The sequence below is a fragment of the Candidatus Competibacter denitrificans Run_A_D11 genome (assembly GCF_001051235.1).
GTDB classification, from domain to species: domain Bacteria; phylum Pseudomonadota; class Gammaproteobacteria; order Competibacterales; family Competibacteraceae; genus Competibacter_A; species Competibacter_A denitrificans.
In genome coordinates this window covers 1-1,151 of record NZ_CBTJ020000097.1, presented here as the reverse complement: position 1 = coordinate 1,151, position 1,151 = coordinate 1, and the positions used below count along the sequence as shown (strand labels likewise).

Sequence of the window (1,151 nt, the reverse complement as noted above, 5' to 3'; positions counted from 1 at the left end):
TAAGTACAGGACAAAAAACTAAGTCATTGACCTATAAGGATGTTCAAGGATGTCCTGGTCATCTCTCTCGCGCCACATGAATGAATCCGTTTTAGCCCTTCAGGCGGCCTTGGCCGAACACCTTCCCTGGCATGGCGCTCGCTTGAGCTTCCTGGCCCAGTTCCTCTTGGCCCTGTTCAAGGTTCGCAGCGTTAATTTGGCCGAGTTAGCCACCGGCTTCGGTGGCAAAGCGCAGGTCGCATCCAATTACAAGCGCCTGCAACGCTTCTTTCGCTCCTTCGGGATCGACTACGATGTCCTGGCCCGGCTGCTGGTCCGTTTGTTTCCGGTGGGCGAAGGCCCTTGGTATTTGACCCTAGACCGCACCCATTGGAAATTCGGCAAGACCGAGATCAATTTCCTGGTCCTGGGGATCGCCTACCAAGGCATGGCCTTGCCGGTGATGTGGACGGTTCTCGACAAGGCCGACAATTCCGATACCGAGGAGCGCACCGCGCTCCTGCAACGCTTTGTGAGGCAATTCGGGCAAACCCGAATCCAGGCGCTCCTGGCCGACCGAGAATTCGTCGGGCGGCACTGGTTCGCCTGGCTCCAAGCTCAGGGCATTCCCTTCCACATCCGTCTCAAGCGCAACACACGGATTCCCAATGCCTGGAATATGCCGATGCGGGCTGATGTCCTGTTCAGTCCCCTAAAACCGGGCCAGTCCTCCCTCCTCCAAGGACGCCGACCGGTGTGGGGCTGTTTCGTCCATCTCTGCGCCTTACGGCTGGACGATGGCGACCTCTTCCTTATCGCCAGTTCCGGCGCGCCGCCGCAAGAGGCCTTCACGGCCTATGCCCGAAGATGGGAAATTGAAACCCTGTTCGGCGCCCTGAAATCCCGTGGATTCAACTTCGAGGACACCCATCTGACCCACCCCGACCGGCTCGGCAAACTCTTGGCCCTGCTGGCCTTGGCGTTCGCCTGGACCTATCGTACCGGCCAAGCCCTCGCCGAACGGCAACCAATCCCCTTAAAAAAACGCTCCAGCGCCCCCTCAAATCCATCTTCCGCCATGGCCTCGACTTCATCCGCTCCATCGTCCTCAACTGGGCCGACCGCTGGCTTGATTTCCTCGGCCTGCTGAAATTTTTGTCCTGTACTTAGCG

At 58.6% G+C, this 1,151-nt stretch carries 1 pseudogene; it reads left to right on the top strand.

The window, feature by feature from the left end:
- Positions 1-76: 76 nt before the first annotated feature.
- Positions 77-1,149 (top strand): annotated as a pseudogene (locus BN873_RS15545) (IS4 family transposase).
- Positions 1,150-1,151 lie beyond the last annotated feature (2 nt).